Genomic DNA, 26,142 nt, shown 5'->3' with positions numbered 1-26,142 from the left:
ATCAAACACGCTAATAAAAATTACTCAGAAATGGTTGACGAAGGGGAATTTGTGTTTCTATAGTGTAAGAAAGTGGTGTAAAATAATAAAAAAGTGGAGAATTGTGGGATAGCCTGCAAAACTAATCATGTTCCGTGGCATAACGTCTTTAACCATCGATGCAAAAGGCCGTATAGCGGTTCCAACCCGCTACCGTGAAGCATTGGAAGACGCCGGTAAAGCTTCGTTGGTCATTACAATCGATACGGAAGAAACCTGTCTTTTGCTGTACCCAGCTGTTCAGTGGCAAGTTATTGAAGACAAGTTGCAGAGTTTGCCAAGCTTTAATGCAGCAGCAAGACGTATTCAGCGTTTGCTTATTGGCCATGCAACCGATGTTGAAGTAGATAGCAATGGACGATTATTGCTCCCCCCTTTGCTAAGGGAGTACGCAGGGCTTGACAAGCATGCGGTAATGATTGGCCAGGGGAATAAGTTTGAGATTTGGAATGATAAGACCTGGGAAGAAAAACGTGAAAGCTGGTTAGCTGAAGAAGCCTCTCAACAGGGCGCTTTACCAGATGAAATGAAAACATTTTCATTATAGTGAAAAAAATGCATCAGTCAGTCTTATTACAAGAATCGATAGAGGGTTTGGCAATTGATCCAGAGGGGATTTATATCGATGCGACCTTTGGCCGTGGCGGCCATAGCCGGGCGATCCTTGAGCGCCTGTCGGAACGTGGCCGATTAATCGCTATTGATAAGGATCCAGAGGCGATAGCCTTTGCAAACCAGGTATTTAGCCAGGAAAAACGCTTTGAAATTTTTCATGGCTCATTTGCTGATATCGGTGTTTATACCGAGAAGGCAGGCGTTAGCGGGGCAGTAAGCGGTGTTTTAATGGATTTAGGGGTATCGTCTCCGCAGTTAGACGATGCTGAAAGAGGGTTCAGCTTTCTAAAAGAGGGTCCTCTGGATATGCGTATGAATCTGCTTCAGAAACTGGATGCAGCAACATTTGTAAATCGTACCGACGAGCAGGAAATGGTGGAGGTATTCAGGAAGTACGGTGAAGAGCGTTTTGCAGGAAGGATTGCGCGGGCAATAGTGGCGGCCCGCCAGCAATCTCCGATTCTGACTACGCAGGCACTCGCCGAGATTGTCAAGGCAGCAAATCCTAAATGGGAAAAACACAAGCATCCCGCAACCCGAGTGTTCCAGGCGATTCGTATTTACATTAATGAGGAACTAAGTGATTTGGAGAAGGCGCTTAAATCCGCAGTTGATATCTTGAAGATTGGGGGGCGTTTAGTAGTGATTAGCTTCCATTCCCTGGAAGATCGAATAGTAAAACAATTTATGAAATCGATGGAGGAGGGGAACAAACCGCCTCCCGGTGTTCCAGTTAAATACAATGATATTGCAAAAAAATTCAAACGTGTAGGTAAGGCGATAAAGCCTGATGAAAGTGAAATTAAAGAAAATATCAGATCCCGTAGTGCGGTCCTGAGAATAGGAGAAAAGTTGTCATGAATGCCGCAGCCAGAGCAATAAATCAAAGCAATTTATTTACTGGACAATTATCTGAAATGCGCCTATCCAAGCAGATGAGTTTAATTATGACACTGCTAATCACTGTACTTCTCAGTGCACTTGCAGTGGTCTATATTACCAATGAACATCGATTACGCTTTGATTATTTGCAGCAATTAGAGCAAAATAACCACCAATTGCAATTACAGTGGGGACAATTACTTTTGGAACAGGCAAGCTTGGCTACTCCGGCACGCGTTGAGCAATTGGCAATTGAGAAATTACATATGCGCTTACCGGCAGACAAACAAACATTCGTCCTTAAGCCGCGATGAAAAAAAACGGACACCGTTTGCGGTTGATCACCGTTTCAGGTTTTTTTGTTCTTATACTCAGTATTCTCGTCTGGCGCATGCTGGATTTAACAGTTTTGCACAGGCAATTTCTTAAAGGTCAGGGGGATGCAAGGAGTTTAAGAGTCCAGGATATACCGGCTTACCGCGGAATGATTACCGATCGAAACGGTACCCCGCTTGCCGTTAGCACCCCTGTCCAATCCGTTTGGGTAAATCCCAAAGAGTTTTCGCCTAGCAGCCAACAGTTGAGCGCTTTATCCAAATTAATCGGGATGCCAGTCAAAACTTTACAGGCAAGAGTTAATGCAGCCAAAAACAGAGAGTTTCTATACCTTCAGCGTCAGTTGCCGCCCATGCTCGCCAAGGAAATTGAGGTTCTCAAAATTCCCGGCGTCAATTTTCAGCAGGAATTCAAGCGCTATTATCCAGAAGGGGATAGTACAGCCCAGTTGATTGGTTTTACCAATATTGATGATGCCGGAATTGAAGGCATGGAGCTGGCCTATCAGGATTGGCTCATGGGTGTCCCAGGGAAAAAACGCGTAGTGAAGGATCGGAGAGGCCATATCATAGAGGAGCTGGGTATTATTAAAGATCCGAAGCCCGGGCATGATCTGGTTTTAAGTATTGATCGGCGTATTCAATATCTGGCACACCACGAATTAAAAAACACAATGGAAAAATTTGCTGCCCGCAATGGTTCTGTGGTAGTGCTTGATACGCAGACGGGAGAAATTTTGGCCACTGCTAATTATCCTTCCTTTAATCCCAACGCCAGAGGCAATTATTCTCGCGACAGCTACCGTAATAAAGCAATTACCGATACTTTCGAACCGGGATCGGTCATAAAACCTTTCAGTATCGCCAGCGCACTGGGCAGCGGCCTCATAACTCCCTCAACCATTATTGATACGCGCCCAAGCTGGATGATCGTTCACGGGCATACTATTCGCGATGTCCATAATTATGGGGTGCTTGATGTAACCGGGGTTCTGGAACATTCCAGTAATGTCGGTGTCACCAAGATGGTGCTTTTAAGCCCGCCGGAGCAGTTGCTTGGACTGCTGCAGCGCAGTGGCTTTGGGCAGAGAACCGAAAGCGGATATCCTGGCGAGAGCGATGGTGCAATCGTCAAACCTAAAGATGCCAACCCCTTTGTGCTAGCCACCGTCAGTTTTGGCTACGGCCTTTCAGTTACTCCTTTGCAACTCGCCAAAGCCTATCTCATATTCGCGAACCATGGCAATTTGCTGCCTGTTACCTTACTTCATAATCCCGATTATCACCCTGCTATGGAAAAAGTGATTGACGAGAAAACTGCCAATGACGTGCTGGCTATGATGGAAGCAGTAATGGTCGAAGGAACAGGCAAAGCAGCGCAGATCCCCGGTTATCGCGTGGCTGGAAAAACGGGAACGGCCAGAATAGCGGGAAAAAACGGTTATGAAGCGAATCGCCACATCGCCAGTTTCATTGGTATTGCGCCAGCGTCACGGCCTCGGCTGATTGTAGTAGTAGTCATTCATGAGCCAACAAAAAACGGCTATTATGGTGCTGCAGTTGCAGCTCCCTTATTTGCAAAAGTAATGTCAGGCGCCTTGCGTACACTGGATATTCCGCCCGATATAACCACAGGCTGATATATTATGAAATTAAACGAACTGCTTCATCCCTGGATTAATTCTGGCGTGGCTGATCTCGAAATAAATGATATTAGCAATGACAGCAGGGCTATACAGAAGGGCAACTTATTTATTGCCTACCCAGGCCATGCATCGGATGGCAGGCAATTTATTCCGTTGGCCGTAGAGAAGGGGGCAGCAGCAGTTCTTTATGATCCGCAAAATTGGTTAATTTCAGAGCCTGAGAAATCAGTAGTGTATGTCCCTTTTCCTAATCTTTCTGCCAGACTGGCTGAATTATCTGCCCGGTTTTATCAACACCCCTCCGAAAATCTTTATATAACCGGTGTGACAGGTACAAATGGTAAAACAACCATTGCTTACCAATTGGCACAGGCACATGAGGCGCTTGCCTCAAAGTCGGCTTATATCGGCACCCTGGGCTTTGGAAAAGCAGACCAGCTTCAGGCCTTGGCTAATACGACTCCTGATGCGCTTTGTTTACAAAAAATAATAAATCAGTTTCAAAAAGCGCAGACGACTCAAATCTGTATGGAAGTCTCCTCGCATGCACTTGATCAGGGACGTGTTGAATGTATTAAATTTTCACAGGGTATTTTCACTAATTTAACCCATGATCATTTGGATTATCATCATTCAATGGATGAATATGCCAACGCCAAAGCCAGGCTTTTTGCCTTCCCGGATTTGGAATGGGCAATTGTTAATCAGGATGATGCTTATACGCCGCATATGCTGCGGTTCAAATCTGCAGCGTGCCAGGTTTTAAGCTACGGAATTCATGAGCATTCCGATGTAAAATCAATCGAACATGCGATAAGCCTCGAGGGAACCCGCATCAAGTTGACTTCTCCCTGGGGAACTCATGAATTACGCATTAAAGCCTTAGGTTATTTTAATATTTACAATGCACTGGCTGTTTTCTCCAGTCTTGTTGCAGCAGGTTATCCAGTGGGAAAAGTGGTTGAAAAAATGGCAGATCTGCGTGCTGCCCCAGGCCGTATGGAGATTGTAACTCAGGAACCCTATACAATTGTCGATTATGCGCACACACCTGACGCGCTAAAAAATGTACTTGAAACCTTAAAGGGCGTTAAAAAAGGGAAAATTATTGCAGTTTTCGGTTGTGGAGGTGACAGGGATAAAACTAAACGCCCCATTATGGGACGGATCGCCAGCGCAAATGCAGACGTCCTTATCATGACCAGCGACAACCCCCGCACAGAAGATCCTGAGCAAATCCTTAATGATATTGAGCAGGGAGTTGGCGAAAGACCAAATTTATACAAGATTGCCAACAGGGAAGAGGCGATTGCCAAGGCAGTTAGCCTGGCTTCATCCGAAGATATTATATTGGTAGCCGGTAAAGGGCATGAGTCTTACCAGCAAATCGGCACTGCACGTCATCATTTTTCTGATCAGGAAGTTTTAGAACGCTACGTGCTCAAATAAAACGAATGCCCGGGTCGCAGACATCCGAATCCCCGCGGAATGACCATCCGAATCCCCGCGGCACCGACCGCGGGGCCCATACCTGTTGAAGGAACGTGCTCCCAAAATGAATTTTCAATTTTCGAAAGAATAGCGATGGAAGCAGTAAAAATAGTTCGTTTTAAAATCATTCTTTAATTAGCAAGACTGATACTCTAAAAATAGCTTCGGTGGGCCCCGCGGTCATGCCGCGGGGATTCGGATGGTCGTGCCGCGGGGATTCGGATGGTCGTGCCGCGGGGATTCGGATGATTATGCCGAGGGGGGGCGGATGGTCATGCCTCGGGGGTTCGGATGGTCATGCCGCGGGGATTCGGATGGTCATGCCCCAGGGATTCGGATGGTCCTGCCCCGGGGATTCAGATGCGATAACAGCTATTGGAAAAGTCTTTTATTTCTCATGATACTAAATGATTTAGCGTCCATTTCTGCTGTATCAGCGTCAAGGAAATAAGCAATATCATCTCGTGCGCCAGTTTTTTCAAAGTCACCGCCCCATTCGAGCACTGCCCATTTGATTAAGGGATTAAAGATATTATGATCCCATTCAAATGCTGCATGCCGTTTTGCATCTGATAGGTTTATCTTTACAAACTGTTCTTGTTCAGTCGAATCGGCTTTATTTTTGTATTCCGCAAAACTCTTGGCATCCATTTCGGCAGTTTCGGGATTCACAAAATAAGCAATATCTTTTCGTGGTGGTAAAGCTTGTGGGCCGCCAAATTTTTGTCCGACACTGGCGCATTTGACTACTAGCCAGCCAATTGCAAATTTGCCAATTTTGTGGTCCCATTCCAAGGCTACATAAGTCATATCATTTTTCCTTATCTAATTTTCCTGATCAGTTTGAAAAAGAGACATCCTGCTTTCTCTTGATCAAACTATTATAAATGTAGTCAAGGAGTTATGAGTTGTCGACTTTTACATCACCCATCAATACCAGCGAGTTGCAGCAGTTCTTTGTGACTGTTATCAGGAAATTGATAGTAGTTGAAATCATGGCGCGCAGGATGTGATTTGCGCAGCTCAAGAAAAGCTGTCTGCTTATTGAATGCTTTTTTAAAAGCAGAAGTTTCAAGCTCAGGATTGTACAAAGATAAAACCAGTTGCTCCCAGGTTTCTGCGTGGAGGTTATTAAGCGGTATATGACTTTCAGGGTTGGGTTGGAAGGGGAGCGCATAAAGAGCGTGCAATTTTTGGCTAATGATCTGTACTGCCCTTTGCTTGGCTTCAATACTATGGCCTGCAATGTGCGGGGTACAAATGGCTGCCAGTTCGATAATTTTTGAATTTATTTCCGGTTCATTGCTATAAACATCGGTGCAATAGCAAATTTCCGGGTGGTTTAAAAGCGTTTGCTCATTAACAATATGGCCCCTGGCCGCGTTAATAATAACCCCTTTGCTATTGAATGAACTGAAAAACTGCCTGTCCAGCAAATGAAAACTTGGATAAGGATCAAGGGCATGCAAATTGGCATGGAGGGATACAAGATCAGCATCAAATAAGTCATTAAAATGACAACTTTTAAAGCTTGAGTCCCATTCTTCGCGCAAAGGATCATAGCTTAATACATTAAGACCGAGTTTTTTGAGGCGCAGGTACACTCTCGAACCTACTGCTCCTGCGCCAATCACAACCGCATTTTTCCCTGTAAAATTTCGCCGCTCTCTCAGCCAGGCGAGGGTACAAACCACATAATCGGCCACCGCCTGCGCGTTACAGCCTTTGGCATCCAATAGCCCAATTCCTAGACCCTCCAGAAGCTCACTATCGATGTGATCAATACCGCTGCTGGCAGTCGCTACATATTTCACTGTATGCTCTGTGAAAAGGGATTTGCCAACTTTGAGGGTTGCCCGGCAAAGCAGTATTTCCTGCCCCGCGAGCAAACCGGGAATATCATTCTGATTGTCGTAGACAGTCAGATTAAAAGGGGGGGGAAATGCTTCTTTTAAACCGGGAAGCGATGCATCGGCGAGAATATTCATAAATTTAAAATGCTGACCAGTAAACGAAGAGAATAATTCATAAGCGGGTTAAGGATCCAGGCTAGCGCGCCGGTGATAAGCAAAAGTAAAACAATAAAAAAACCGTAGGGTTCCAGTTTTTGATATTTCATTGCTGCGCGCGGCGACATGAGGCTCATCACTACCTTGCTTCCATCCATGGGGGGAATTGGCAGAAGGTTAAAGAAGCAAAGCAGCAGATTGATAATCATGCCTGCCCTGGCTGACAATAATAGAAAAAGCGCGTAACTTGAGCGCTGCGGATCAAGGTAAGTTGAAAGCTTGAAACAGAGAGCCCAGCATATGGCCATTATCAGGTTGGAAAGGGGGCCTGCAAGAGTCACCAGGGCTACATCACGACGAGGATTACGCATACGTGAGGGTGTAATCGGCACAGGTTTTGCCCAGCCGAAAACAAAGCTAAACTTGCTCAGAATTAATACCATTAGAGGGACAATTATCGTTCCAAACAAATCAATGTGTTTTATGGGATTGAAACTAAGTCGTCCCTCCTGCTCAGCAGTGCGATCGCCGCATAATGAAGCTACCCAGGCATGTGATGCTTCATGGATGGTAATGGCAAGCAGGACTGGAATAATCCAGATGGCAATTTGTTGTATAGTTGATAATTCTGGCATGGGAAGGGCTGAGAAAAAGGGAAGGGAAAGTGTAACCCGCAAAATGGGCAGGATCAACAGATTGGCAATTTTGAAGCTGCTTAAGTATAATCAGCCCAGCATTATTATCCGCTGATTTGGGAGTATAAGGATTTGCGCAAGCTAGCAATGTGGTCGAGCGTTGTTATTTTATCGCTGCTTTTTTTTGCTTCAGGCATTCAAAAATTACCTGTAATTGATCGAGATGAAGCGCATTTTGCACAAGCAAGCCGTCAGATGCTTCAATCAGGTAATTTTTTTCAGATTCGTTTTCAGGATCGAACACGTTTCCAGAAACCGCCCGGCATTAATTGGCTGCAAGCGGGAAGTGTTAAATTATTTAGCGGCGCTGACTCGAATCATATCTGGCCGTATCGCATTCCTTCACTTCTAGGCGCATTATTTGCGGTTCTGGCAACCTTGTATCTCGGTACCCGCTTATTAACCGAGCGCATCGGCTTCATTGCTTCACTGTTTCTGGCATCATCGCTTTTACTGGTAGCAGAAGCCCATATGGGAGTTATTGACGCCGCTCTTCTCGCTTCCGTGGTATTGATGCAGGCTGCCTTATGGATTGTTTACCAGGCAAGCGCTAATAAAGTCAGAGTTAATTATTTATGGCCTTTGTGTTTCTGGCTGGCAATGGCAGCCGGACTAGTATTAAAAGGGGTTACACCTTTGGTGGGGCTTTTGTCGATTACTGCACTTTGCATTATAGACCGCGATCTGCGATGGCTTCGCAATTTATGGCCTTTCACCGGATTAGCCTTGCTTCTTAGCCTCAGCCTGATTTGGGTCATTCTGGTCAATGAGGCAGAGCATAGTAACTACTTAATGCAAATGATTCACAAGGATTTATTGCCCAAGCTAAAGGGCGGGCATGAATCACATGGAAAACCGCCCTTGTTCCATCTGGCTATTTTACCCTTAACTTTCTGGCCTGCATCCCTCTTTTTGTGGCCTGCGGGGGTTTATGCTTTCAGGCATCGCAAGGAAACGGCAGTAAAATTTCTACTGGCGTGGATAATTCCTACCTGGGCATTTTTCGAGTTAATGCCAACCAAATTGCCCCAGTATATCCTCCCTGTTTTCCCGGCCCTGGCTCTTTTGTCAGCCATGGCAGTTGAGTCCTTGTTGAATGGTGAATTCCTTAGAGGAAGTAGATGGCTGAAGTTTTTACAAGGGATGTGGGGGGTATTATCCCTTGGGTTTGCAGTGTTTATTCTTGTAATTTCTTATGTTCTCTTAAATCGGCCCAGCTGGTCTGCGACATTTTTACTATCTGCTGTATTTATTCTGACTGCTATCACGCTGTTCTTCGTTTTCAGATACTCTTATTACCGCGCTGTCGCTGCATTGATGGTCATGGCAACAGTGGTTTACTGCCTCAGCTTTAATCAAATTCTGCCAAGGCTTGATCCATTGTGGATCACTCCAAAAATTGCTGCTTTAGCATCAGAGTACTCCTTGAGTGCAGAAAATCCGCTGGTTGCAGTAGGTTTTGATGAGCCCAGTCTTGTTTTTAACCTAAATACTGATTGGGTCAGATTCGCAGATAGCAATGAAGCACTTGCATTTATGCAGCGAAATGCACAGCAATTAGTCTTGATTGATGATAAAACTTTTGCCGGTTGGCAGATTCCGTATGATCGTTTTGCTGTTATTGCAAGAGTTCATGGTTTTAACTATAGTAAGGGCCGTTGGCTCAATCTTTTTCTTGTTGGTCCAAAAAATAATGAGAGTAATTAATGTCTCCCTGTAACAAATTGATATCTTTTTTTACTAAACCCTGGGTTATGTTGCTGGCAATTATCTTGGTTGCATTTTGCTTTCTGTTTGTAGACAGGCCCTTGGCTGAATATCTGTTCGCTGTTGATTTGCGCCATAATTTTAAATTATTGGGATTGTTTACCAAGTTGGGCGCAGGGTTTTTCTATTTTACAGTCTTTGGACTGGGGGTATTGATTTTCAGGTATATCCGTATTAACGCAGAATTGGAAGCCAAGTTTAGATTCTTGCTCTTATGCGTTCTGATACCGAGTACTCTATGTGGTTTTCTCAAAGTTTTACTGGGACGTGCAAGACCTAGCATGTTACTTGAAGGGCAATTTTACGGCTTCTATGGTTTGCAGACCCATGCTCCTTTCTGGTCATTTCCTTCCGGTCATACCACTACCATTATGGCGGTTGCCGTTGGCATTAGCCTTTTATATCCTCGCTCCAGCTACTTTGTGCTGATATTGGGATTTTTAGTGGCTGTATCGAGAATTCTATTAAACCATCATTATTTAAGCGACGTATTAGCGGCTACTTATTTGGTATTTATTGAAATTGCCGCATTGCTTTGGGTTTTGCGCCGGCAGCAATGGTTAGAACTTGCGTGGAAAAAATCAAATGCTCAATGCAGCAATTACGGATGCGAAAGGACGATCAGTCAATAATTCATTAAGGGAGTGTTTTTTTGAAACAACCTATAAATTTATCAGTCATTATCCCCGTCTTTAATGAAGAGGATAATGTTGAAGTGCTTTTCCATGAAGTGGTGAACGTTCTGGAAAAGAATGATTATACTTTTGAAGTCATTTTTGTTGATGATGGCAGCAAAGATGAAACAGTAAGCCGTTTATTGACGCTTGCTGCCCAGGACGAGCGCCTGCATTTAGTGCGGCACAAGTTTAATTGTGGGCAAAGCGCCGCCCTGGTCAGTGGCGCGAGGGCGGCCCGTTATGAGTTTCTGGTGACTCTTGACGGTGATGGACAGAATGACCCAAATGATATCCCAGCCTTATGCGGTTTTATTGAAGACAATAAGACAATTGTTCTAGGCAACCGCAAACGTCGGGATGATAATCTGGTTCGTCGGATCTCTTCCAGAATAGGGAATGGCGTGCGTCAAAGTATTTTACGCGACAGCTGTCCTGATACAGGCTGCAGTTTAAAGCTTTTCCCTAAGACTGCGTTTTTAAATTTACCCCATTTTAACCACTTGCATCGCTACTTGCCGGCGCTTTTTTTAAGAGCGGGATTCAGGTTGGTTAATGTACCTGTTAACCATCGCCCCAGAAGGCACGGCGTGTCAAAATATGGAGTGATGAATAGATTATTTGTTGGCGTTTATGATCTGATTGGTGTTCGCTGGTTATTAAAAAGACCCTGTTCTCCGGAGGTTATTAACAATGAACTCTGAATATATTTGGTTAACTGTGGGACTGATTGGCCAGGGTATTTTTTCGGCCAGATTTTTTGTTCAGTGGCTGATTAGCGAGAGAGAAAAGCGAAGTGTGATTCCAGTCGCTTTTTGGTATCTGAGCCTGCTCGGCGGTATCACTTTATTGATGTACTCCATTTATAAAAAAGATCCAGTGTTTATTCTTGGTCAATCCACTGGAGTCTTTATCTATCTGCGTAATCTTTATTTGATTCAGCGGGAGAGAATCGCCAGGCAGTTAAAAACGGCAGCTTCTTAACCTGATCCTCCTAAGTAAACTAAATCCCCTATAGCGGCAAAGATTATAACACCCTAAGCCGCTACGTACCGCGACTTGTTCGCGGTATCCAGGGAATGCTCGCTAAAGCCCGGTAATTATTTACCCTCAGTAATTTCAATCATCTTCCGCAATGCTTTCTTGGCATTATCAATGACCCACTGCTGATCATTGATTGGCAGCCGTTGACGTGAACCGGTGAACTCATTAACGACATCTCCAGCTTTCACTTCATTGTATGCCATGATTTTGCCCTGTCTTAGCGAATCAACCAGCCCAATTAGATGAGGGGGATCATTTCTTGACATAGTCGCGCAGCCACAGCCGATTCCTTTTTCATCATTTGGTTTAGGGGCTTCAGCCAGATTAACAACCTCAATGCCCAGGTTTTTACAATGCTGTTTAACATTCTCAACCATGTGATTTTCTGTACCAATCGCATAACGTCTGGTTCCTGCGCGATCATTTACCACATAATCCCATATAAATGCAGTTGAGCCAGAATGCTGTGCGGCGCGAATCACTTCATTTGTGCATTCAGGATGTACTACAGTTGTAAAATTCTTCGAATGCCAGTAATCACACATATAGGCCTTATAATGCGTATGAACAGCACACTGGCTAGAAAACAATATCAACTCCGCCTTGTCAAATGTCTCAAGTGTTTTGTTATCCTGAGCATTTAGAGAATACTGGGCGCCAGCAGTTCCACCGGGCCAGTAAGCCAGATGTTGAATTCCCATCCACCAGGCCACATTTTCACCCATGTGTTGATCGGGAATAAAAAGAATTTTCTTGTTCTGGGCACGTGCCCATTCAAAAATTTTTCTGACATTGGAGCTGGTGCATACGGCACCGCCCTGGGCTCCCGTCATTGCCTTAACCCGGCCTGAAGTATTCATATAGCAAACAGGCAAAATATTTTCAGCTCCGTAACGCTCATTCAAATCCAGAAAAGCAGGCTCAACCATAAAATCTTTGGCAAGCATTTCCATCGTGCAGCCTGATTTTGGATTAGTAATATAAACATGCTGATTTTCATTAGCGAGAATACTAATTGATTCAGCCATGAAATGAACGGCCGACTCAATAATAACTGACTTCTGCGGGTTCTGTGCTGCCATTAATGCCAGTTGGTAGGAATCGCCAATCTGGCCGCCAAATTGCTCAACCAGCCTGACAATATCCCCGCCCATATAATAATGGGCTAAAAGCAATAAACGTTCGCCAAAATGAGCCTGTGCCTTTTGCATATAGGGCTTCATCCAGGCAAGCACTGTCGTGAGTTTGCGATCAGGTAATGCCTGATACTCCTCAGCATAGGGAATAAAGTCTTCCTGATACCAGTCGAGTGGATAATCACTTTGACAGATGCTCATGTCATTGGTGATTTGCATAATACTTTTTTCAGGTTGATAAATAGATGAATGACCGAACATTAATACCTCATAAAAAAAGGTCTCATTAATAGAAAGGGTTTTGCGGGGAAGTTAACCGGGCAATACTCTCCTGTGCATGCAGGTTTTTATCAGGAAAATCTTCCCGATAATGACCGCCGCGAGACTCTCGGCGAGACAGTGCTGCCCTGACAATGAGCTCAGCATTAAGGACAATATTCCTTAGCTCGATGAAATCTCTGGTGATACAGTGTTTCCAATAATATTCCTCAATAATTTTCTTGCGCTTTAGTATTAATTGTAGCAAATCTTCAAGACCCGCTTCGGTTCTGACAATGCCGGCATAAGAGGTCATCTCGCCCCGTAATCCCCGCCAGTGTGCATTAATTTGACTTGCCCTGCGCGGATTGACGGCGCCGGGCGAACTCCAGTTGGGAATGGACTGCGACAATTTAACAGGTGTGGAAATATCTTTTAAAGTACAGCGGGCAGCATTACTCGCCATGGCCAGGGCTTCCAGCAAAGAGTTACTGGCCAGACGATTGGCGCCATGCAAACCAGTAAAAGCGACCTCTCCAACCGCATAAAGGCGTTTCAGATCTGTTCTTCCATCAACATCCGTCAAGACCCCCCCGCATTGATAATGGGCGGCGGGAACGACAGGGATCATATCCTGGCTCATATCGATGCCAATAGACTGCAGTGTGGAGTAAATTTGGGGAAAACGTTTTTTTAGGAAAGCACCTGATTCATGAGTAATATCCAGATAGACAAACCCTTGCTGGCCTTGTTCAATTTCACTGAAGATTGCGCGGGCTACAACATCGCGGGTAGCAAGTTCCAGGGCATCCGGTGCGTATTTTCTCATAAAGCGCTCGCCAGTTTCCGGATTTTTTAGAATGGCCCCTTCCCCCCGTACAGCCTCTGAAATGAGAAAGTTATTAAGGCTATGATGATGCAGAAGGGTAGGGTGAAACTGGTAGAATTCCATATTCCCTACGCGCGCGCCTGCCCTGTATGCCATTGCCACGCCATCGCCTGTTGCTACCATTGGATTAGTTGTATAACGGTAGGTTTTTCCGGCGCCGCCTGTTGCGAGAATGACGCAGGGGGCAAGAAAGGTATGGATGAGGTTTTTCTGGCAATCAAGGATGTAGGCGCCCATTACTTCGCCCTGGATATCAGTGCGATGAGGATGATAATGGGTAATTAGATTCACTGCGATATGGTGCTCGAAAACAGTAATCTGCTGATGCTGGGCAATATGACCAAGCAGTGCCTGAATAATCACCAAGCCAGTCTGATCGCCTGCATTAAAGATACGGCGAAAAGAGTGGCCGCCTTCCTGAGCGAGAGAATACCCATTTTCCGTACGCGTAAATGGAACAGAGTAGTCTAAAAGTTCCTCAATAATGGAGGGCGCCTGTCGAATAATAAACTCAACAGCAGGCTCATAACAAAGCCCGTCACCCGCTAGAATCGTATCGGCTACATGAGCCTCCAGCGAGTCCTCCCCGGTAGAGGCGGCGGCAATACCGCCCTGGGCATAACGGCTGTTACATTCGCCCAGCTCTGCTTTGCTGATTAAAGCAATCCGCAGGCGGGGTTGTAACTTAAGCAGCTGCAGGCAGTAATGCAAACCGGCTATTCCTGTTCCAATGACAATAACATCAAACTCCTGGGATGTTCCTTGCTGTGATAATGATTGTTCGATCATGAAAATGCTTTCACCAGTTGGGCAGCCAGACCAATATAACTTTCAGGGGACATCGCCAGCAGTCTGGATTTCGCTGTCTCCGGGATATCTAGTTTTCGTATAAACTGCTTCAGACTATCGCCGTCAATTCCCTGGCCGCGGGTTAAGTCTTTCAATTGTTCATAGGCATCAGAAATCTGATAGCGTTTCATGACGGTCTGCACTGCTTCGGCAAGTACTTCCCAGTTATTTTGTAAATCTTCTTTTAATGCAGTTTTATTAATTTGCAGCTTATCGTTGCCTTTGGCAATGGCCTGATAGGCAATTAATGTATAGGCAAAGGCAGCACCCAGATTCCTAAGTACCGTGGAGTCCGAAAGATCGCGCTGCAGGCGCGATTTGGTGAGTTTGTCAGCGAAATGCTCAAAAAGGGCGTTTGCCAATCCCAGATTACCTTCAGCATTTTCGAAATCGATGGGATTAACCTTATGCGGCATCGTAGAGGAGCCAACTTCATCGGCAATGGTTTTCTGGGTAAAATAATTCAGGGAAATATAAGTCCAGATATCCTGAGTGTAATCCAGAAGGATATTATTAATGCGCACCATAATATGACAGACTTCTGCAATGCCATCATGCGGCTCTATTTGGGTAGTGTAAGCACTAAAAGATAAGCCCAGTGAGCTGACAAAAGAAGCACAGTGCTTACGCCAGTCAACTTCTGGATAGGCAGCGACATGCGCATTGTAGTTGCCGACGGCACCGTTGCATTTGGCAGGTATCAACACTTCGGCAAGCTGCTGTTGCGGTCTTTTAAGACGAGCCACAAAATTAACCAGCTCCTTACCCAGGGTCGTAGGAGTGGCTGGTTGCCCGTGTGTTCGTGACAGCATGGCCGCGTCCCCATGTTGCTTGCCCAGAAGGGTAATGCCGCCAATTATCTCAGCCAGGGTAGGCTGGATAACCTGGGCTAATGCTTCTTTTATCATTAATGCGTAGGAAAGATTATTTATATCTTCCGATGTGCAGGCGAAATGAACAAATCCGGCGGTTTCCTTTAGCCTGGAATGACCGGCCAGTTTTTCCTTAAGGTAATATTCAATGGCTTTTACGTCGTGATTGGTTTTCTTTTCAATCGTTTTAACTTTTTCTGCTTCTTCTTCATTAAAATTATTGAGAATCTGCGCCAAATAATCTTTGTCGTCTTCTGTCAAAGGCTGGACTTCTGGAATATCGGGGTTAGCTGCCAGCGCCTCTAGCCAGCGAACCTCAACTATCAGACGGTAATAAATTAGCGCAAACTCGCTAAAATAGGGGCTCAGTATACTGGTTTTTTTTTGGTAGCGGCCGTCCAGCGGAGAGACGGCAGTTAAAGAAGTTAAGCTCATGAATATTTTCACCACAGTCATAAAGCACATATAATATTAGAAGCTAGACCATATGTGAATAAAACAATAGAAATATGCGCTTTATTTTTGGTTTACTTCGCCCTCAGACCAGTAAAAAGTTGCGTTTGTTCCGGCAAGTTTACCCGCAAACATTTCCATTAATGAGCATTTTGAGTAGAATGACCGATATTTTAAGGATTAGCAAAAGGTGGCGTTATGGCATTAGGGCAGCACACGATTAATTTTACGCAGTTAGGTATGCACAGTCTGGAGCAGGTGGGCGGAAAAAATGCATCCCTTGGAGAAATGATTAGCCACTTATCTTCTGCCGGTGTTCACGTACCTACCGGGTTTGCTACTACCGCAACGGCGTTCCGGGAGTTTTTGCAGCAGGATAAACTGGATGAGCGAATCCATCAGATGCTGCTTACACTTAATACCGAGAATATTAATGATCTGGTTTCTACGGGCAAGGCAATCCGTGAATTAATTGTCAAAACGCCCTTCACCCCTCAGTTTATTGAGGCAGTCACTGATTCCTACAATGCCCTGATTAAAGAAATTGGGCATAATGATTTCAGTGTCGCGGTACGCTCCTCTGCGACTGCCGAAGATCTTCCAGATGCCTCGTTCGCCGGCCAGCAGGAAACTTTTCTGAATGTGAAAGGAATTGATGCAATCCTGCAATCGATTAAGCTCGTATTTGCTTCCTTGTACAACGACCGGGCAATTGCCTATCGCGTTCATCACGGGTTTGCACATAACGAAGTTGCCTTATCTGTAGGTATTCAGCAAATGATTCGCAGTGATCTGGCAGTGAGCGGGGTCATATTTACGATTGATACTGAATCAGGTTTTGATCAGGTGGTATTTGTTACTTCCTCTTTTGGGCTCGGGGAGATGGTGGTTCAAGGGGCTGTTAACCCTGATGAGTTTTATGTTCACAAGCCCGCTTTAAAAGCAGGCCGTCCTGCTGTCATTCGCAAAACACTGGGAAGTAAAGCGCTCAAGATGATTTATGCGCAAAATAATGATGCAGATAAAACCGTGGAAACCATAAATGTTCCCGAATCCGAGCGCCTGCGCTTTTCATTAACGCCAGCAGAGGTTGAAGAATTAGCCAGGTATGCAGTTATTATTGAAGAGCATTATGGCCGGCCTATGGATATTGAATGGGCGAAGGACGGGGTGAATGGTCAACTCTATATTCTGCAAGCGCGACCTGAAACGGTAAGAAGCCGTGATCAGCAGCAGAAAAGAGAGCGTTATCAGCTCACGAAAAAAAGCGAGGTGCTGAGCGAAGGGCGCAGTATAGGACAGAAAATTGGCCAGGGCCGCGCCAGAATTATCCATGATATTAATGAGATGGATAAAATGAAGCCCGGGGATGTGCTGGTTTCAGACATGACTGATCCGGACTGGGAGCCGATCATGAAACGTGCTGCTGCTATTGTGACCAATCGCGGGGGACGTACTTGCCATGCCGCCATTATCGCCCGCGAGCTGGGGATTCCGGCTGTCGTTGGTTGCGGCGATGCCACCAAAACGATTCGTGACGGTGAAGAAATTACTGTCAGCTGCGCGGAAGGGGACAACGGTTATGTGTATAAAGGCATTTTGCCCTTCGAATATGCGACCCTTGATGTAGAGTCCATGCCTGAGCTGCCGATGAAAATTATGTTGAATGTTGGCAATCCCGAACGGGCATTTGCGTTTCAATCCATCCCCAATTCGGGAGTAGGTCTGGCCCGTCTTGAATTTTTGATCTCCAATTCAATCGGCGTGCATCCGAAAGCGCTTTTGCAATTTGATCAGTTGCAGGACGAAAATCTGAAGGAACACATTAGTAGAAAAACAGCAGCCTATGAGTCACCGGTTGAATTTTATATTGAGCGGCTTAAGGAAGGGATTGCTACAATTGCGGCGGCTTTTTATCCCAAACCGGTTATTGTTCGCTTATCCGATTTCAAATCCAATGAATATGCCAATTTAATTGGCGGTGACTTGTTCGAACCGCATGAAGAAAATCCCATGCTTGGTTTCCGCGGTGCCTCCCGTTATGTTTCCCCTGCATTTGCAGATTGCTTTGCCCTGGAATGTGAGGCGGTAAAACGAGTGCGGGAAGTGATGGGCTTTACCAATGTGGAAGTGATGATACCTTTTGTAAGGACTGTCCAGGAAGCGCATGATGTTATTGAAGTATTAAAGCAGCAGGGGCTTGAGCGCGGTAAGCATGGGCTTCGCATTATTATGATGTGCGAGCTGCCATCCAATGCCTTGCTGGCCAACGAGTTTTTGGAATATTTTGATGGATTTTCAATTGGCTCAAATGACTTGACTCAATTAACACTAGGGCTGGATCGTGATTCCGGCCTGGTCGCTGCGCAGTTTGACGAGCGGAATGCGGCGATTAAAGCCTTGCTGCACATGGCTATTTCAACCTGCAAAAAAGCCGGGAAGTACGTAGGGATTTGTGGACAAGGGCCATCTGATCATAAAGACTTTGCGGAGTGGTTAATGGCAGAGGGAATTGACAGTGTCTCCTTAAACCCCGATTCTGTTCTGGATACCTGTCTGTTTCTTGCCAAACGCTCATCATGAGGTTTATGGGAGTGAGTAAATTGCTGTCAGCCATGGCTTTTTCTTTGCTGAAGAAGCTCTGGTCATCAGCAAAGCACTGCCTTCTTATGCTTTTAGTATTGCTGCCTTTGCCTGTTTTTGCACAGAATGTGCAGGAACAGGAGCATGATCCAGTGGCCAGTATTATTTTTTGGGTCACTTTAATTTTTACACTCTCCATTATCGGTCGCTGCATTGCCAGAGCGCTTCGCCAGCCAGGCGTTCTGGGCGAGCTTTTAATTGGGGTTCTGCTGGGGAATATTTGCTACTATTTTGGTTCCGATCTCATTGTGGTGTTACGCGAAGGGTCGGCAATTTTTAACATTATGAGGGATATGCTGGGGAATGTTACGCTTCAGCAGGCAGTCCAGAACAATATCTCTGATCCTGTCTATGCCCAGCAACTGATGGCTGCACTTGCAAGCCCCAAAGGGATTGACTATTTAAAAGTGGGCTATATTCTTGATATTTTCTCACGCTATGGGGTCATTTTTTTATTATTCATGGTTGGATTGGAAAGCTCCTTTCAGGAGTTAAAGCATACAGGCCGTGAAGCAATTAAAGTCGCCGTTATCGGGGTAATTGCGCCGATCGTTCTGGGATTTGCTATTGCTCACTGGCTCTTACCAATGGCCTCCTACCAATCCGATTTATTCGTGGCAGCGACTTTATCCGCCACCAGTATAGGCATCACCGCGCGGGTGCTTTCTGAATTAAAAAAATTGAAAACCCGAGAAGCCCATACAATCCTCGGAGCAGCCATGATCGATGATGTCCTGGGCTTGATGATACTCTCTATTGTCAGCAGTATTGTCATTAATGACAGTATTGATTTTGTATCGATAATGCGGGTCATTGTTTCAGCCTTTCTATTTTTTACAGCCACACTGACCATCGGTCCCTGGATATTAAAAAAATCGGTCAAAACCTTAGACTTTCTTGAGCTTTGGGAAGCCAAACTTTTCGTTGCTTTCATATTTGTAATGGCGCTGGCCTGGCTGGCTACATTTGTTGGACTGTCCTCCATAATTGGGGCATTTGCAGCGGGTCTGATTATCCATGATGGTTATTTTGAATCGAAATCACATTCTGCAGGAGTTCAACCTTATAACATCAGGCAATTAATCTTCCCCCTGGAGTTCATATTAGCCCCCTTGTTTTTTATATTAATCGGCATCCAGGTGAAATTGGAGACTTTCCTCGATTGGCATGTATTAATGACCTCGGCGGGTTTGATTGCAGCTGCGGTAATAGGAAAGCTGCTTAGCGGTTTTGGGGGAAATCGGGGCGATGATCGACTGCTGATTGGTATTGGTATGTTGCCGCGCGGCGAAGTGGGGCTTGTGTTTGCCTCCATTGGGCGAACGCTGGGGGTAATATCCGATCAATTATTTTTAGCGATTGTCTTAATGATAATTGTAACGACTTTTTTAGCGCCTCCGCTGTTAAAATCTCGTTATGCTGCTTATGACCGGAGAAAAAATGAAGCTAACTCCTGAGTTAATAGAAGCTGATGTGAGCAGGGCATTGGCAGAAGATCTGGGAACGGGGGATGTCAGTGCACAATTGCTACCCGATAATCTCAAAGTACGTGCGGAAATAATCAGCCGGGAAGCGATGCTGGTTTGCGGCCAGCCCTGGGTCGAAACGGTATTCGCAAGCTTAAGCCGCTCAATCGAGCTGGAGTGGAAAGTCACTGAGGGGCAATGGCTGGCAGAGCCGGCTTTGCTTTGCCAGATTGAAGGGCCGGCGCGCGAAATCTTGTCAGCTGAGCGGACGGCATTGAATTTTTTACAAACACTTTCTGGGACAGCAACCAAAACCTGGCATTATTTAAAAGCCCTGGAAAATACACATACTCGATTACTGGATACCAGAAAAACCTTACCCGGCTTAAGATTGGCGCAAAAATATGCCGTTGCCTGCGCCGGCGGGGTCAATCACAGGCTGGGACTGTATGATGCCTTTTTAATTAAAGAAAATCATATCAAAGCCTGCGGTTCAATTACCGGGGCGATTCAAAAGGCGCGGTTAATTCATCCTAAACTTCTGGTAGAAGTAGAAGTTGAAAATCTTGTTGAGTTAAAAGAGGCCCTTGAGGCAAAGCCCGATCGAATTTTGCTTGATAATTTCAGCACGGAATTACTGGCTGAAGCCGTACAACTTAACCAGGCCTATGGCTGTGAGTTGGAAGCCTCCGGGGGCGTTAATCTGAATACTATCAAGGCAATTGCTCAGACCGGGGTGGATTATATCTCCGTTGGTGGCCTAACCAAATGTGTGGAAGCCATCGATCTCAGCTTATTAATCAAGGAAATTCAATGAGCCAACGCATTGTTTTAACTGGGGGAGGAACGGCGGGGCACGTGACCCCGAATCTTGCCCTAATCGAAGTGCTTAAGGAAGAGAACTGGCAAATTGATTATATTGGTTCAAAAAATGGCGTTGAAGAAAAAATGATTAAGGCAGTCAATGTTCCTTTTCATGCCATAAGTTCAGGAAAACTACGCCGCTATTTTAGCTGGCAGAATTTTCTAGACCCTTTCCTGATTTTAAAGGGCATTGTTCAGTCCTTTTGCCTGCTTAAACGCCTGCAAACAGAGGTGGTATTTTCAAAAGGGGGATTTGTAGCATTTCCGGTTGTTTTTGCGGCCTGGCTGCGCGGGATCCCTGTTATTGCGCATGAATCGGATCTAACGCCTGGGCTTGCGAACCGGTTAAGCTTTCCCTTCGTTAATAAAATTGCTGTGAATTTTGATACAGCCAGTAAGCATTTTAAACAGAAAGAGAAAGTTGAAGTGACAGGAACGCCCATTCGCTCAGCGCTTTTTCGAGGTGATAAACAGAAAGGCTTGGCTCTTTGCGGTTTTAATATTGAAAAGCCATGTCTTCTGGTGATGGGGGGAAGTCTTGGGGCTGCCAAATTGAATGATGTTATCCGCAAATCATTACCCGCACTGACCAGGGAATTCCAGGTGATTCATTTATGCGGAAAAGGCAAGTTGGATTTGAGTCTGAATAATTCTTCCTACCATCAACTGGAATATGCGGATGAAGAATTACCTCATTTATTTGCGGCCAGCGATTTAATCATTTCCAGGGCAGGGGCTAATTCAATTTATGAAATCCTTGCTTTGCAAAAGCCACATATTCTAATTCCCCTCTCCGCCAGAGTAAGCCGGGGAGATCAGATTCAAAATGCTCGCTATTTCAAACAGCAGAACATCAGTGTTGTTCTTGATGATGATCTTTTTGATGAAACGGATTTGCTTAAGGCCATCGAAGAGGTCAAGGAGGGGCGCGAGCATATTCTTGATAATATCAGGCTTTTGGGGATTGAGTCTGCTACGGAGAAAGTATTGGCACTGATTAAGGAGTTATTACGTGTTGAATCACCAAAAGCTGTATGAGTTTATAGGGAATCAATGGCAGAAGAACATTTTGCCAAGCTTGATGGAATACATAAAAATCCCTAATAAATCACCGCATTTTGATCCCGATTGGGAAGCGCATGGTTACATGGATCAGGCAGTCAGCCATATTGCCGATTGGTGCAATCTGAACGCACCCCGCGATATGAGATTGGAGGTGATACGCCTAACAGGCCGAACACCGCTTATTTTTATGGAGGTTCCCGGGCAGGGCGATGAAACCGTGCTGCTGTATGGGCATCTGGATAAACAACCGGAAATGACAGGCTGGAAAGAAGGTTTAGGCCCCTGGTTGCCAGTGCTTAAAGAGGGCAAGTTGTATGGGCGAGGTGGAGCTGACGATGGGTATTCTGCCTATGCTTCCTTAATGGCGATAAATGCCTTGCAGGAGCAAGCTATCCCGCATGCCCGCTGCGTTATTTTAATTGAGGCCTGCGAGGAAAGTGGCAGTTATGATTTGCCTTATTACATCCAGGCGTTGGAAGAACGAATCGGAAAACCCTCGCTGGTGATTTGTCTTGACTCCGGCGCGGGAAATTATGAACAGCTATGGATGACCACTTCATTGCGCGGTAACATTGTTGGCGAACTATCCGTGGAAGTCCTGAAAGAAGGGGTCCATTCTGGCAGCGCCAGTGGTATCGTAGCTGATAGCTTCCGTATTGCCCGGCAATTACTAAGCAGGGTCGAGGATGAAAGCAATGGCCAAATCAAGCTGAAAGATCTTTACTGTGAAATTCCGCAAGAACGGGTGAAGCAGGCTGAAGCCTGTGCCGGCGTGCTTCAGGAAGCGGTTTATAATGCTTTCCCTTTTCAGGAAAAGGTTTTACCGGTCAGTATGGACAAAACACAGTTGATTTTAAACCGCACCTGGCGCCCCGCGATGACCATCACTGGTGCAGAGGGATTACCAGGTCTTGCTAACGCCGGTAACGTGCTCAGGCCGAAAACTGTTTTAAAAGTCTCTATGCGCATACCCCCGCTGGTAAATCCTCAACAAGCAGCGCAAACGTTGAAGGCCGCTTTGACAGATAACCCTCCCTATCAGGCGAAGGTTGATTTTCACATTGCCGACGGTGCTGAGGGTTGGCATGCTCCTATGCTAACGGAGTGGTTTTCAAACGCTGTGAATGAGGCGTCAATGGCCTTTTATCAAAAACCGGCAATCTATATGGGCGAGGGAGGAACTATTCCCTTTATGGGAATGTTGGGTAAGAAATTCCCACAGGCGCAATTCATGATAACAGGGGTGCTGGGGCCGCAGTCCAATGCGCATGGCCCCAATGAATTTCTCCACTTGGAAATGGTAGAGAAATTAACGGCTTGCGTATCCTTTGTCCTCGAAAAACATTTTAGGCATTTTAGCCTCGACAGCAAAATAAATAACTGAGATACTAGTGGCCGTTCTAATTATCGTAATAATGGAACGGTCAATAAAAAGTAGTCTGGAAAGGCTATTAGTCCAATCAATATGGAGAAAATTATGAAAAACAAATTCGTTTGTTTATTGTTATCTTTTGTTATGTTTAATCTTCCGCTTCATGCGTCTCAAGTTCCAATGACCCCCACAGAAAAACAGGCTCAGGCAGTTAACCTTAATCGCGCTGATGTAAAAGTCTTATCTAAATCCATCAAAGGGATTGGCAAGAAACGGGCTGAGGCCATCGTGAAATATCGCGGTGAACATGGGGATTTTAAAAGGGTTGAAGATTTGGCCTCTGTTCCGGGTATCGGGAAAACATTTGTAAATTCGCATCTACAGGAATTAAAAAATAAATTGATAGTGGAATAGCTTGACCTCTCTGCGAACGAAGCGAAGCAATCACTAACAGGTTAGAATTGGGTACCGAGACTGGAATTGCTTCACTTTGTTCGCAAAGACGAAAATACGAGGGGAGTTTTGCCAGCGACCCATCTTTACCAGCATGCATTTCCTTTAAACAAATATCTTCACAAAGATCTGTCGATTTTTATCCAAATATAAGGTAAAGTACAGGCCAAAAAAAGAACGAGGTAATGTTGCACATGTTCAGGAAACTCAGGGGCGTTTTTTCCAATGATTTATCGATCGATTTGGGAACCGCCAACACATTGATTTATGTCAGGGACAAAGGGATCGTTTTAAATGAACCCTCTGTTGTTGCCCTCAGAAATGAGTCAGGGCAGAAGCGAGTTGCGGCTGTAGGGCTTGAAGCCAAGCGGATGCTAGGCCGTACTCCTGGAAATATAAATGCGATCAGGCCCATGAAAGACGGTGTAATTGCCGATTTCTTTGTTACTGAAAAGATGTTGCAGCATTTTATCCATAAAGTTCATGAAAACAGATTCTTACGACCAAGCCCCCGTGTTCTGGTATGCGTTCCCTGTGGCTCCACCCAGGTAGAGCGAAGGGCCATCCGTGAGTCAGCAATGGGCGCTGGCGCTCGCGAAGTGTTTCTGATTGAAGAGCCAATGGCTGCTGCATTGGGATCAGGGATGCCGGTTGAAGAGGCCAGTGGTTCAATGGTTGTTGATATCGGCGGCGGTACAACCGAAGTCGCCATTATTTCGCTTAGCGGTATTGTCTATCATCAATCAGTTCGCATTGGCGGAGACAAGTTTGATGATGCTATTGTTTCCTATGTCCGCAGGAATTATGGAACGCTTATCGGCGAAACAACTGCTGAACGCATCAAGCATGAAATTGGTTCTGCCTTTCCCAGCCGCGACCTGTTTGAAATTGAAGTACGCGGAAGGAATCTGGCTGAGGGCGTGCCGCGAAGCTTTACATTAACCAGTGCTGAAATTCTGGAAGCCTTGCAGGAGCCGCTTTCTGGAATTGTTGGAGCAGTACGTGCTGCACTTGAGCTTGCGCCCCCTGAATTGGCGGCGGATATTGCTGAGCGTGGTATGGTATTAACAGGTGGCGGTGCGCTTTTGAAAAATATGGATACTCTGCTTATGGAAGAAACCGGACTTCCGGTTCTTGTTGCAGAAGATCCATTAACTTGCGTAGCACGCGGTGGCGGTAAGGCATTAGAAACCATGGACTTGCGTGGCGGTGATTTCCTCTCAACCGAATAACTCCAAAAGCAGATTATTTACAAAGGGCAGACACAATACTTCCGGTTTTGTGTTTGCTGTCGCTTTGTCTATTGGTTTGATGTTTTCCGACTACCATTACAACTATCTGGGCTCAGTGCGTAATGGTTTCTCCTTCCTTGTTTCTCCTTTACAGTATGCCGTCGATTACCCGGTGCGAATTATCGGCTGGATCCAATCACTGGTTGGTTCCAAAACCGCGCTAATTGACGAAAATATACAGCTTCGCTATCAGCAGACACTTCTTGAGGCGGAACTACAAAAATTAATGGCTATCAAAGAGGAGAACTCTCAATTGCGTGAGCTCCTGTTGACGTCCTCGAAAGCGCAGATGCGGGCAATGGCTGCCCAAATTCTGGCGGTGGACACCACCACGGCGCGCCAGTTCGTTGTCCTTAACAAGGGTAAGCGCGATGGCGCTTATGTGGGGCAGCCGGTTCTCGATGCAAAAGGGGTTATGGGCCAAATCATTGATGTAGGTTATATGACCAGTACGGTATTACTGATTTCAGACTCCAAGAGTGCTGTCCCGGTAAGAAACACCCGAACTGGCGAGCGGGCTATATTGGTCGGCAGCAACAATCTGGGGCAATTGTCATTAATCAATTTACCAAGAACCTCCAACATAACCAAAGGTGATTTATTGGTAACCTCCGGGCTAGGGCGCCTTTATCCTGAGGGTTATCCGGTAGGACGGGTGGAGTCGGTGCAAAGTATACCGGGAGATGCTTTTATCAAAGTCAATGTCAGCCCCGTCGCTTTGTTAAATCGCAATCGTTTAGTATTACTGATCTGGCCAGACAAGGAACAGGCCGAGCTAACCCGTCAGATTAATGAGCGAATTAAAGCTGCAGGAGCCGGCTCATGAGTTCATTGAATATTCGATTACTCGTTGCCTTTTTATTGGCTTTGGCATTAACTATTCTACCCTTACCCGAGCTCATCGTGGGGATCAGACCGCCATGGGTATTATTATTAATGCTCTATATCCAGTTTTATTTACCCGACAGATTTAGTCTGGTGGTGCTAATTCTTATGGGACTTGTGCTTGATAGTTTGCTTTCGACTATTATTGGCGAACATACATTTGCCTTATCGATTGTTACCTGGATTGCCAGTAGCAAGTCACGCCGCTTTTGCCTGTTTTCAATTGGCCAGCAAATGGCTTTAATCGGCATTGCGACGCTCGTTTATCAATTATGTATCTTTGGTATTGATATTATTCTTGGAGGCTATGCCAGCTTATTTGATGTGATCGGCAGTTCAGTAATTAGTATCTTGCTTTGGCCCTGGATTAGACTGCTAACTGAGGATACCTTGTTAACCAAAATACGGCCCCGCTCTTTGTAGAAGGCTCTGCAACTGTTGACAGGCT

At 45.5% G+C, this 26,142-nt stretch carries 24 protein-coding genes; 18 read left to right on the top strand and 6 right to left on the bottom strand.

What is annotated here, in order from left to right; all coding sequences use genetic code 11:
• Positions 1-127 precede the first annotated feature (127 nt).
• From mraZ to DYH42_RS10330, 5 genes are read left to right on the top strand one after another with little or no spacing between them, the layout of a single operon-like run.
• Positions 128-586, top strand: coding sequence for a division/cell wall cluster transcriptional repressor MraZ (gene mraZ, locus DYH42_RS10350; protein WP_058522260.1), 459 nt, complete (start codon positions 128-130; stop codon positions 584-586).
• 8 nt (positions 587-594) lie between these two features.
• Positions 595-1,515, top strand: coding sequence for a 16S rRNA (cytosine(1402)-N(4))-methyltransferase RsmH (gene rsmH / locus DYH42_RS10345; protein WP_058522390.1), 921 nt, complete (start codon positions 595-597; stop codon positions 1,513-1,515).
• Positions 1,512-1,850, top strand: a complete 339-nt coding sequence (gene ftsL, locus DYH42_RS10340; protein ID WP_058522261.1) for a cell division protein FtsL — start codon at positions 1,512-1,514, stop codon at positions 1,848-1,850. The genes rsmH and ftsL overlap by 4 nt, the downstream gene beginning before the upstream one ends.
• Positions 1,847-3,511, top strand: coding sequence for a peptidoglycan D,D-transpeptidase FtsI family protein (locus DYH42_RS10335; RefSeq protein WP_058522262.1), 1,665 nt, complete (start codon positions 1,847-1,849; stop codon positions 3,509-3,511). Before ftsL ends, DYH42_RS10335 begins: the two co-directional genes overlap by 4 nt.
• A gap of 6 nt (positions 3,512-3,517) precedes the next feature.
• Positions 3,518-4,966: a UDP-N-acetylmuramoyl-L-alanyl-D-glutamate--2,6-diaminopimelate ligase gene (locus DYH42_RS10330; protein ID WP_058522263.1), complete on the top strand. Its 1,449-nt coding sequence runs from the start codon at positions 3,518-3,520 to the stop codon at positions 4,964-4,966.
• A gap of 414 nt (positions 4,967-5,380) precedes the next feature.
• On the opposite strand, the gene DYH42_RS10325 is transcribed toward DYH42_RS10330, so the two are convergent.
• The 3 genes from DYH42_RS10325 to DYH42_RS10315 form a co-directional block, all read right to left on the bottom strand.
• Positions 5,381-5,818 carry a hypothetical protein gene (locus DYH42_RS10325; protein WP_058522264.1) on the bottom strand — a complete coding sequence of 146 codons (438 nt, stop codon included), beginning with the start codon at positions 5,816-5,818 and terminating at the stop codon, positions 5,381-5,383.
• Positions 5,819-5,931: 113 nt separating this feature from the next.
• The gene (locus tag DYH42_RS10320) at positions 5,932-6,996 is read right to left on the bottom strand and encodes an NAD(P)-dependent oxidoreductase (RefSeq protein ID WP_058522265.1); all 1,065 of its coding nucleotides are present in this window, start codon (positions 6,994-6,996) and stop codon (positions 5,932-5,934) included.
• Positions 6,993-7,652 carry a site-2 protease family protein gene (locus DYH42_RS10315; protein WP_058522266.1) on the bottom strand — a complete coding sequence of 220 codons (660 nt, stop codon included), beginning with the start codon at positions 7,650-7,652 and terminating at the stop codon, positions 6,993-6,995. Before DYH42_RS10315 ends, DYH42_RS10320 begins: the two co-directional genes overlap by 4 nt.
• Positions 7,653-7,799: 147 nt before the next feature.
• On the opposite strand from DYH42_RS10315, the gene DYH42_RS10310 reads away from it, so the two are divergent.
• The 4 genes from DYH42_RS10310 to DYH42_RS10295 are packed head-to-tail and all read left to right on the top strand — an operon-like array spanning position 7,800 to position 11,137.
• A complete protein-coding gene (locus DYH42_RS10310) occupies positions 7,800-9,419 on the top strand; it encodes an ArnT family glycosyltransferase (RefSeq protein WP_058522267.1) in 1,620 nt (539 codons plus the stop codon).
• Complete coding sequence (locus DYH42_RS10305) at positions 9,419-10,111, top strand: phosphatase PAP2 family protein (protein WP_058522268.1); 693 nt, start codon at positions 9,419-9,421, stop codon at positions 10,109-10,111. Before DYH42_RS10310 ends, DYH42_RS10305 begins: the two co-directional genes overlap by 1 nt.
• Before the next feature lie 20 nt (positions 10,112-10,131).
• On the top strand, positions 10,132-10,857 hold the full coding sequence (locus tag DYH42_RS10300; protein ID WP_058522269.1) for a glycosyltransferase family 2 protein: 726 nt from the start codon (positions 10,132-10,134) through the stop codon (positions 10,855-10,857).
• Positions 10,847-11,137 carry a lipid-A-disaccharide synthase N-terminal domain-containing protein gene (locus DYH42_RS10295; RefSeq protein ID WP_058522270.1) on the top strand — a complete coding sequence of 97 codons (291 nt, stop codon included), beginning with the start codon at positions 10,847-10,849 and terminating at the stop codon, positions 11,135-11,137. Before DYH42_RS10300 ends, DYH42_RS10295 begins: the two co-directional genes overlap by 11 nt.
• 116 nt (positions 11,138-11,253) lie before the next feature.
• Here the strand turns inward: DYH42_RS10295 and nadA are convergent, their stop codons facing one another.
• From nadA to purB, 3 genes are read right to left on the bottom strand one after another with little or no spacing between them, the layout of a single operon-like run.
• Complete coding sequence (gene nadA / locus DYH42_RS10290; RefSeq protein WP_058522271.1) at positions 11,254-12,594, bottom strand: quinolinate synthase NadA; 1,341 nt, start codon at positions 12,592-12,594, stop codon at positions 11,254-11,256.
• Positions 12,595-12,619: 25 nt separating this feature from the next.
• Complete coding sequence (gene nadB, locus DYH42_RS10285; RefSeq protein WP_115317157.1) at positions 12,620-14,266, bottom strand: L-aspartate oxidase; 1,647 nt, start codon at positions 14,264-14,266, stop codon at positions 12,620-12,622.
• On the bottom strand, positions 14,266-15,636 hold the full coding sequence (gene purB, locus DYH42_RS10280) for an adenylosuccinate lyase (RefSeq protein ID WP_058522273.1): 1,371 nt from the start codon (positions 15,634-15,636) through the stop codon (positions 14,266-14,268). The genes nadB and purB overlap by 1 nt, the downstream gene beginning before the upstream one ends.
• 216 nt (positions 15,637-15,852) lie before the next feature.
• Here purB and ppsA point away from each other — a divergent pair, with 216 nt between their 5' ends.
• From ppsA to mreD, 9 genes are all read left to right on the top strand, one after another.
• Positions 15,853-18,237, top strand: a complete 2,385-nt coding sequence (ppsA, locus tag DYH42_RS10275; RefSeq protein ID WP_058522274.1) for a phosphoenolpyruvate synthase — start codon at positions 15,853-15,855, stop codon at positions 18,235-18,237.
• 11 nt (positions 18,238-18,248) lie between these two features.
• The gene (locus tag DYH42_RS10270; RefSeq protein ID WP_237758941.1) at positions 18,249-19,754 is read left to right on the top strand and encodes a cation:proton antiporter; all 1,506 of its coding nucleotides are present in this window, start codon (positions 18,249-18,251) and stop codon (positions 19,752-19,754) included.
• Positions 19,738-20,580 (top strand): carboxylating nicotinate-nucleotide diphosphorylase, encoded by an 843-nt coding sequence (gene nadC, locus DYH42_RS10265; protein WP_058522275.1) that lies wholly within the window; start codon positions 19,738-19,740, stop codon positions 20,578-20,580. The genes DYH42_RS10270 and nadC overlap by 17 nt, the downstream gene beginning before the upstream one ends.
• Entirely contained in the window at positions 20,577-21,665 is a 1,089-nt protein-coding gene (locus DYH42_RS10260; protein ID WP_058522276.1) for an undecaprenyldiphospho-muramoylpentapeptide beta-N-acetylglucosaminyltransferase, read from the top strand. The genes nadC and DYH42_RS10260 overlap by 4 nt, the downstream gene beginning before the upstream one ends.
• Positions 21,640-23,076: a M20 family metallopeptidase gene (locus DYH42_RS10255; protein WP_058522277.1), complete on the top strand. Its 1,437-nt coding sequence runs from the start codon at positions 21,640-21,642 to the stop codon at positions 23,074-23,076. The genes DYH42_RS10260 and DYH42_RS10255 overlap by 26 nt, the downstream gene beginning before the upstream one ends.
• 93 nt (positions 23,077-23,169) lie before the next feature.
• Complete coding sequence (locus DYH42_RS10250; protein WP_065232775.1) at positions 23,170-23,478, top strand: ComEA family DNA-binding protein; 309 nt, start codon at positions 23,170-23,172, stop codon at positions 23,476-23,478.
• A 233-nt stretch (positions 23,479-23,711) separates the two neighbouring features.
• Complete coding sequence (locus DYH42_RS10245; protein ID WP_025385468.1) at positions 23,712-24,749, top strand: rod shape-determining protein; 1,038 nt, start codon at positions 23,712-23,714, stop codon at positions 24,747-24,749.
• Complete coding sequence (mreC, locus tag DYH42_RS10240) at positions 24,727-25,635, top strand: rod shape-determining protein MreC (RefSeq protein ID WP_058522278.1); 909 nt, start codon at positions 24,727-24,729, stop codon at positions 25,633-25,635. Before DYH42_RS10245 ends, mreC begins: the two co-directional genes overlap by 23 nt.
• Entirely contained in the window at positions 25,632-26,117 is a 486-nt protein-coding gene (mreD, locus tag DYH42_RS10235) for a rod shape-determining protein MreD (protein ID WP_058522279.1), read from the top strand. Before mreC ends, mreD begins: the two co-directional genes overlap by 4 nt.
• Positions 26,118-26,142 lie beyond the last annotated feature (25 nt).

The organism is Legionella birminghamensis (genome assembly GCF_900452515.1).
GTDB classification, from domain to species: domain Bacteria; phylum Pseudomonadota; class Gammaproteobacteria; order Legionellales; family Legionellaceae; genus Legionella_C; species Legionella_C birminghamensis.
Note: the sequence above shows the minus strand (reverse complement) of the source record. Positions and strands in the feature narration are given on the sequence as shown.

Excerpts from the sequence above, each read along its gene's own strand:
- DYH42_RS10295 (WP_058522270.1), top strand. The coding sequence starts at position 10,847 with ATGAACTCTGAATATATTTGGTTAACTGTGGGACTGATTGGCCAGGGT.
- ftsL (WP_058522261.1), top strand. The coding sequence starts at position 1,512 with ATGAATGCCGCAGCCAGAGCAATAAATCAAAGCAATTTATTTACTGGA.
- DYH42_RS10245 (WP_025385468.1), top strand. The coding sequence starts at position 23,712 with ATGTTCAGGAAACTCAGGGGCGTTTTTTCCAATGATTTATCGATCGAT.
- mreD (WP_058522279.1), top strand. The coding sequence starts at position 25,632 with ATGAGTTCATTGAATATTCGATTACTCGTTGCCTTTTTATTGGCTTTG.
- nadA (WP_058522271.1), bottom strand. The coding sequence starts at position 12,594 with ATGTTCGGTCATTCATCTATTTATCAACCTGAAAAAAGTATTATGCAA.
- ppsA (WP_058522274.1), top strand. The coding sequence starts at position 15,853 with ATGGCATTAGGGCAGCACACGATTAATTTTACGCAGTTAGGTATGCAC.
- DYH42_RS10335 (WP_058522262.1), top strand. The coding sequence starts at position 1,847 with ATGAAAAAAAACGGACACCGTTTGCGGTTGATCACCGTTTCAGGTTTT.
- DYH42_RS10260 (WP_058522276.1), top strand. The coding sequence starts at position 20,577 with ATGAGCCAACGCATTGTTTTAACTGGGGGAGGAACGGCGGGGCACGTG.
- DYH42_RS10310 (WP_058522267.1), top strand. The coding sequence starts at position 7,800 with ATGTGGTCGAGCGTTGTTATTTTATCGCTGCTTTTTTTTGCTTCAGGC.
- DYH42_RS10315 (WP_058522266.1), bottom strand. The coding sequence starts at position 7,652 with ATGCCAGAATTATCAACTATACAACAAATTGCCATCTGGATTATTCCA.
- DYH42_RS10320 (WP_058522265.1), bottom strand. The coding sequence starts at position 6,996 with ATGAATATTCTCGCCGATGCATCGCTTCCCGGTTTAAAAGAAGCATTT.
- DYH42_RS10305 (WP_058522268.1), top strand. The coding sequence starts at position 9,419 with ATGTCTCCCTGTAACAAATTGATATCTTTTTTTACTAAACCCTGGGTT.
- rsmH (WP_058522390.1), top strand. The coding sequence starts at position 595 with ATGCATCAGTCAGTCTTATTACAAGAATCGATAGAGGGTTTGGCAATT.
- DYH42_RS10330 (WP_058522263.1), top strand. The coding sequence starts at position 3,518 with ATGAAATTAAACGAACTGCTTCATCCCTGGATTAATTCTGGCGTGGCT.
- DYH42_RS10325 (WP_058522264.1), bottom strand. The coding sequence starts at position 5,818 with ATGACTTATGTAGCCTTGGAATGGGACCACAAAATTGGCAAATTTGCA.
- purB (WP_058522273.1), bottom strand. The coding sequence starts at position 15,636 with ATGAGCTTAACTTCTTTAACTGCCGTCTCTCCGCTGGACGGCCGCTAC.
- mraZ (WP_058522260.1), top strand. The coding sequence starts at position 128 with ATGTTCCGTGGCATAACGTCTTTAACCATCGATGCAAAAGGCCGTATA.
- DYH42_RS10250 (WP_065232775.1), top strand. The coding sequence starts at position 23,170 with ATGAAAAACAAATTCGTTTGTTTATTGTTATCTTTTGTTATGTTTAAT.
- nadC (WP_058522275.1), top strand. The coding sequence starts at position 19,738 with ATGAAGCTAACTCCTGAGTTAATAGAAGCTGATGTGAGCAGGGCATTG.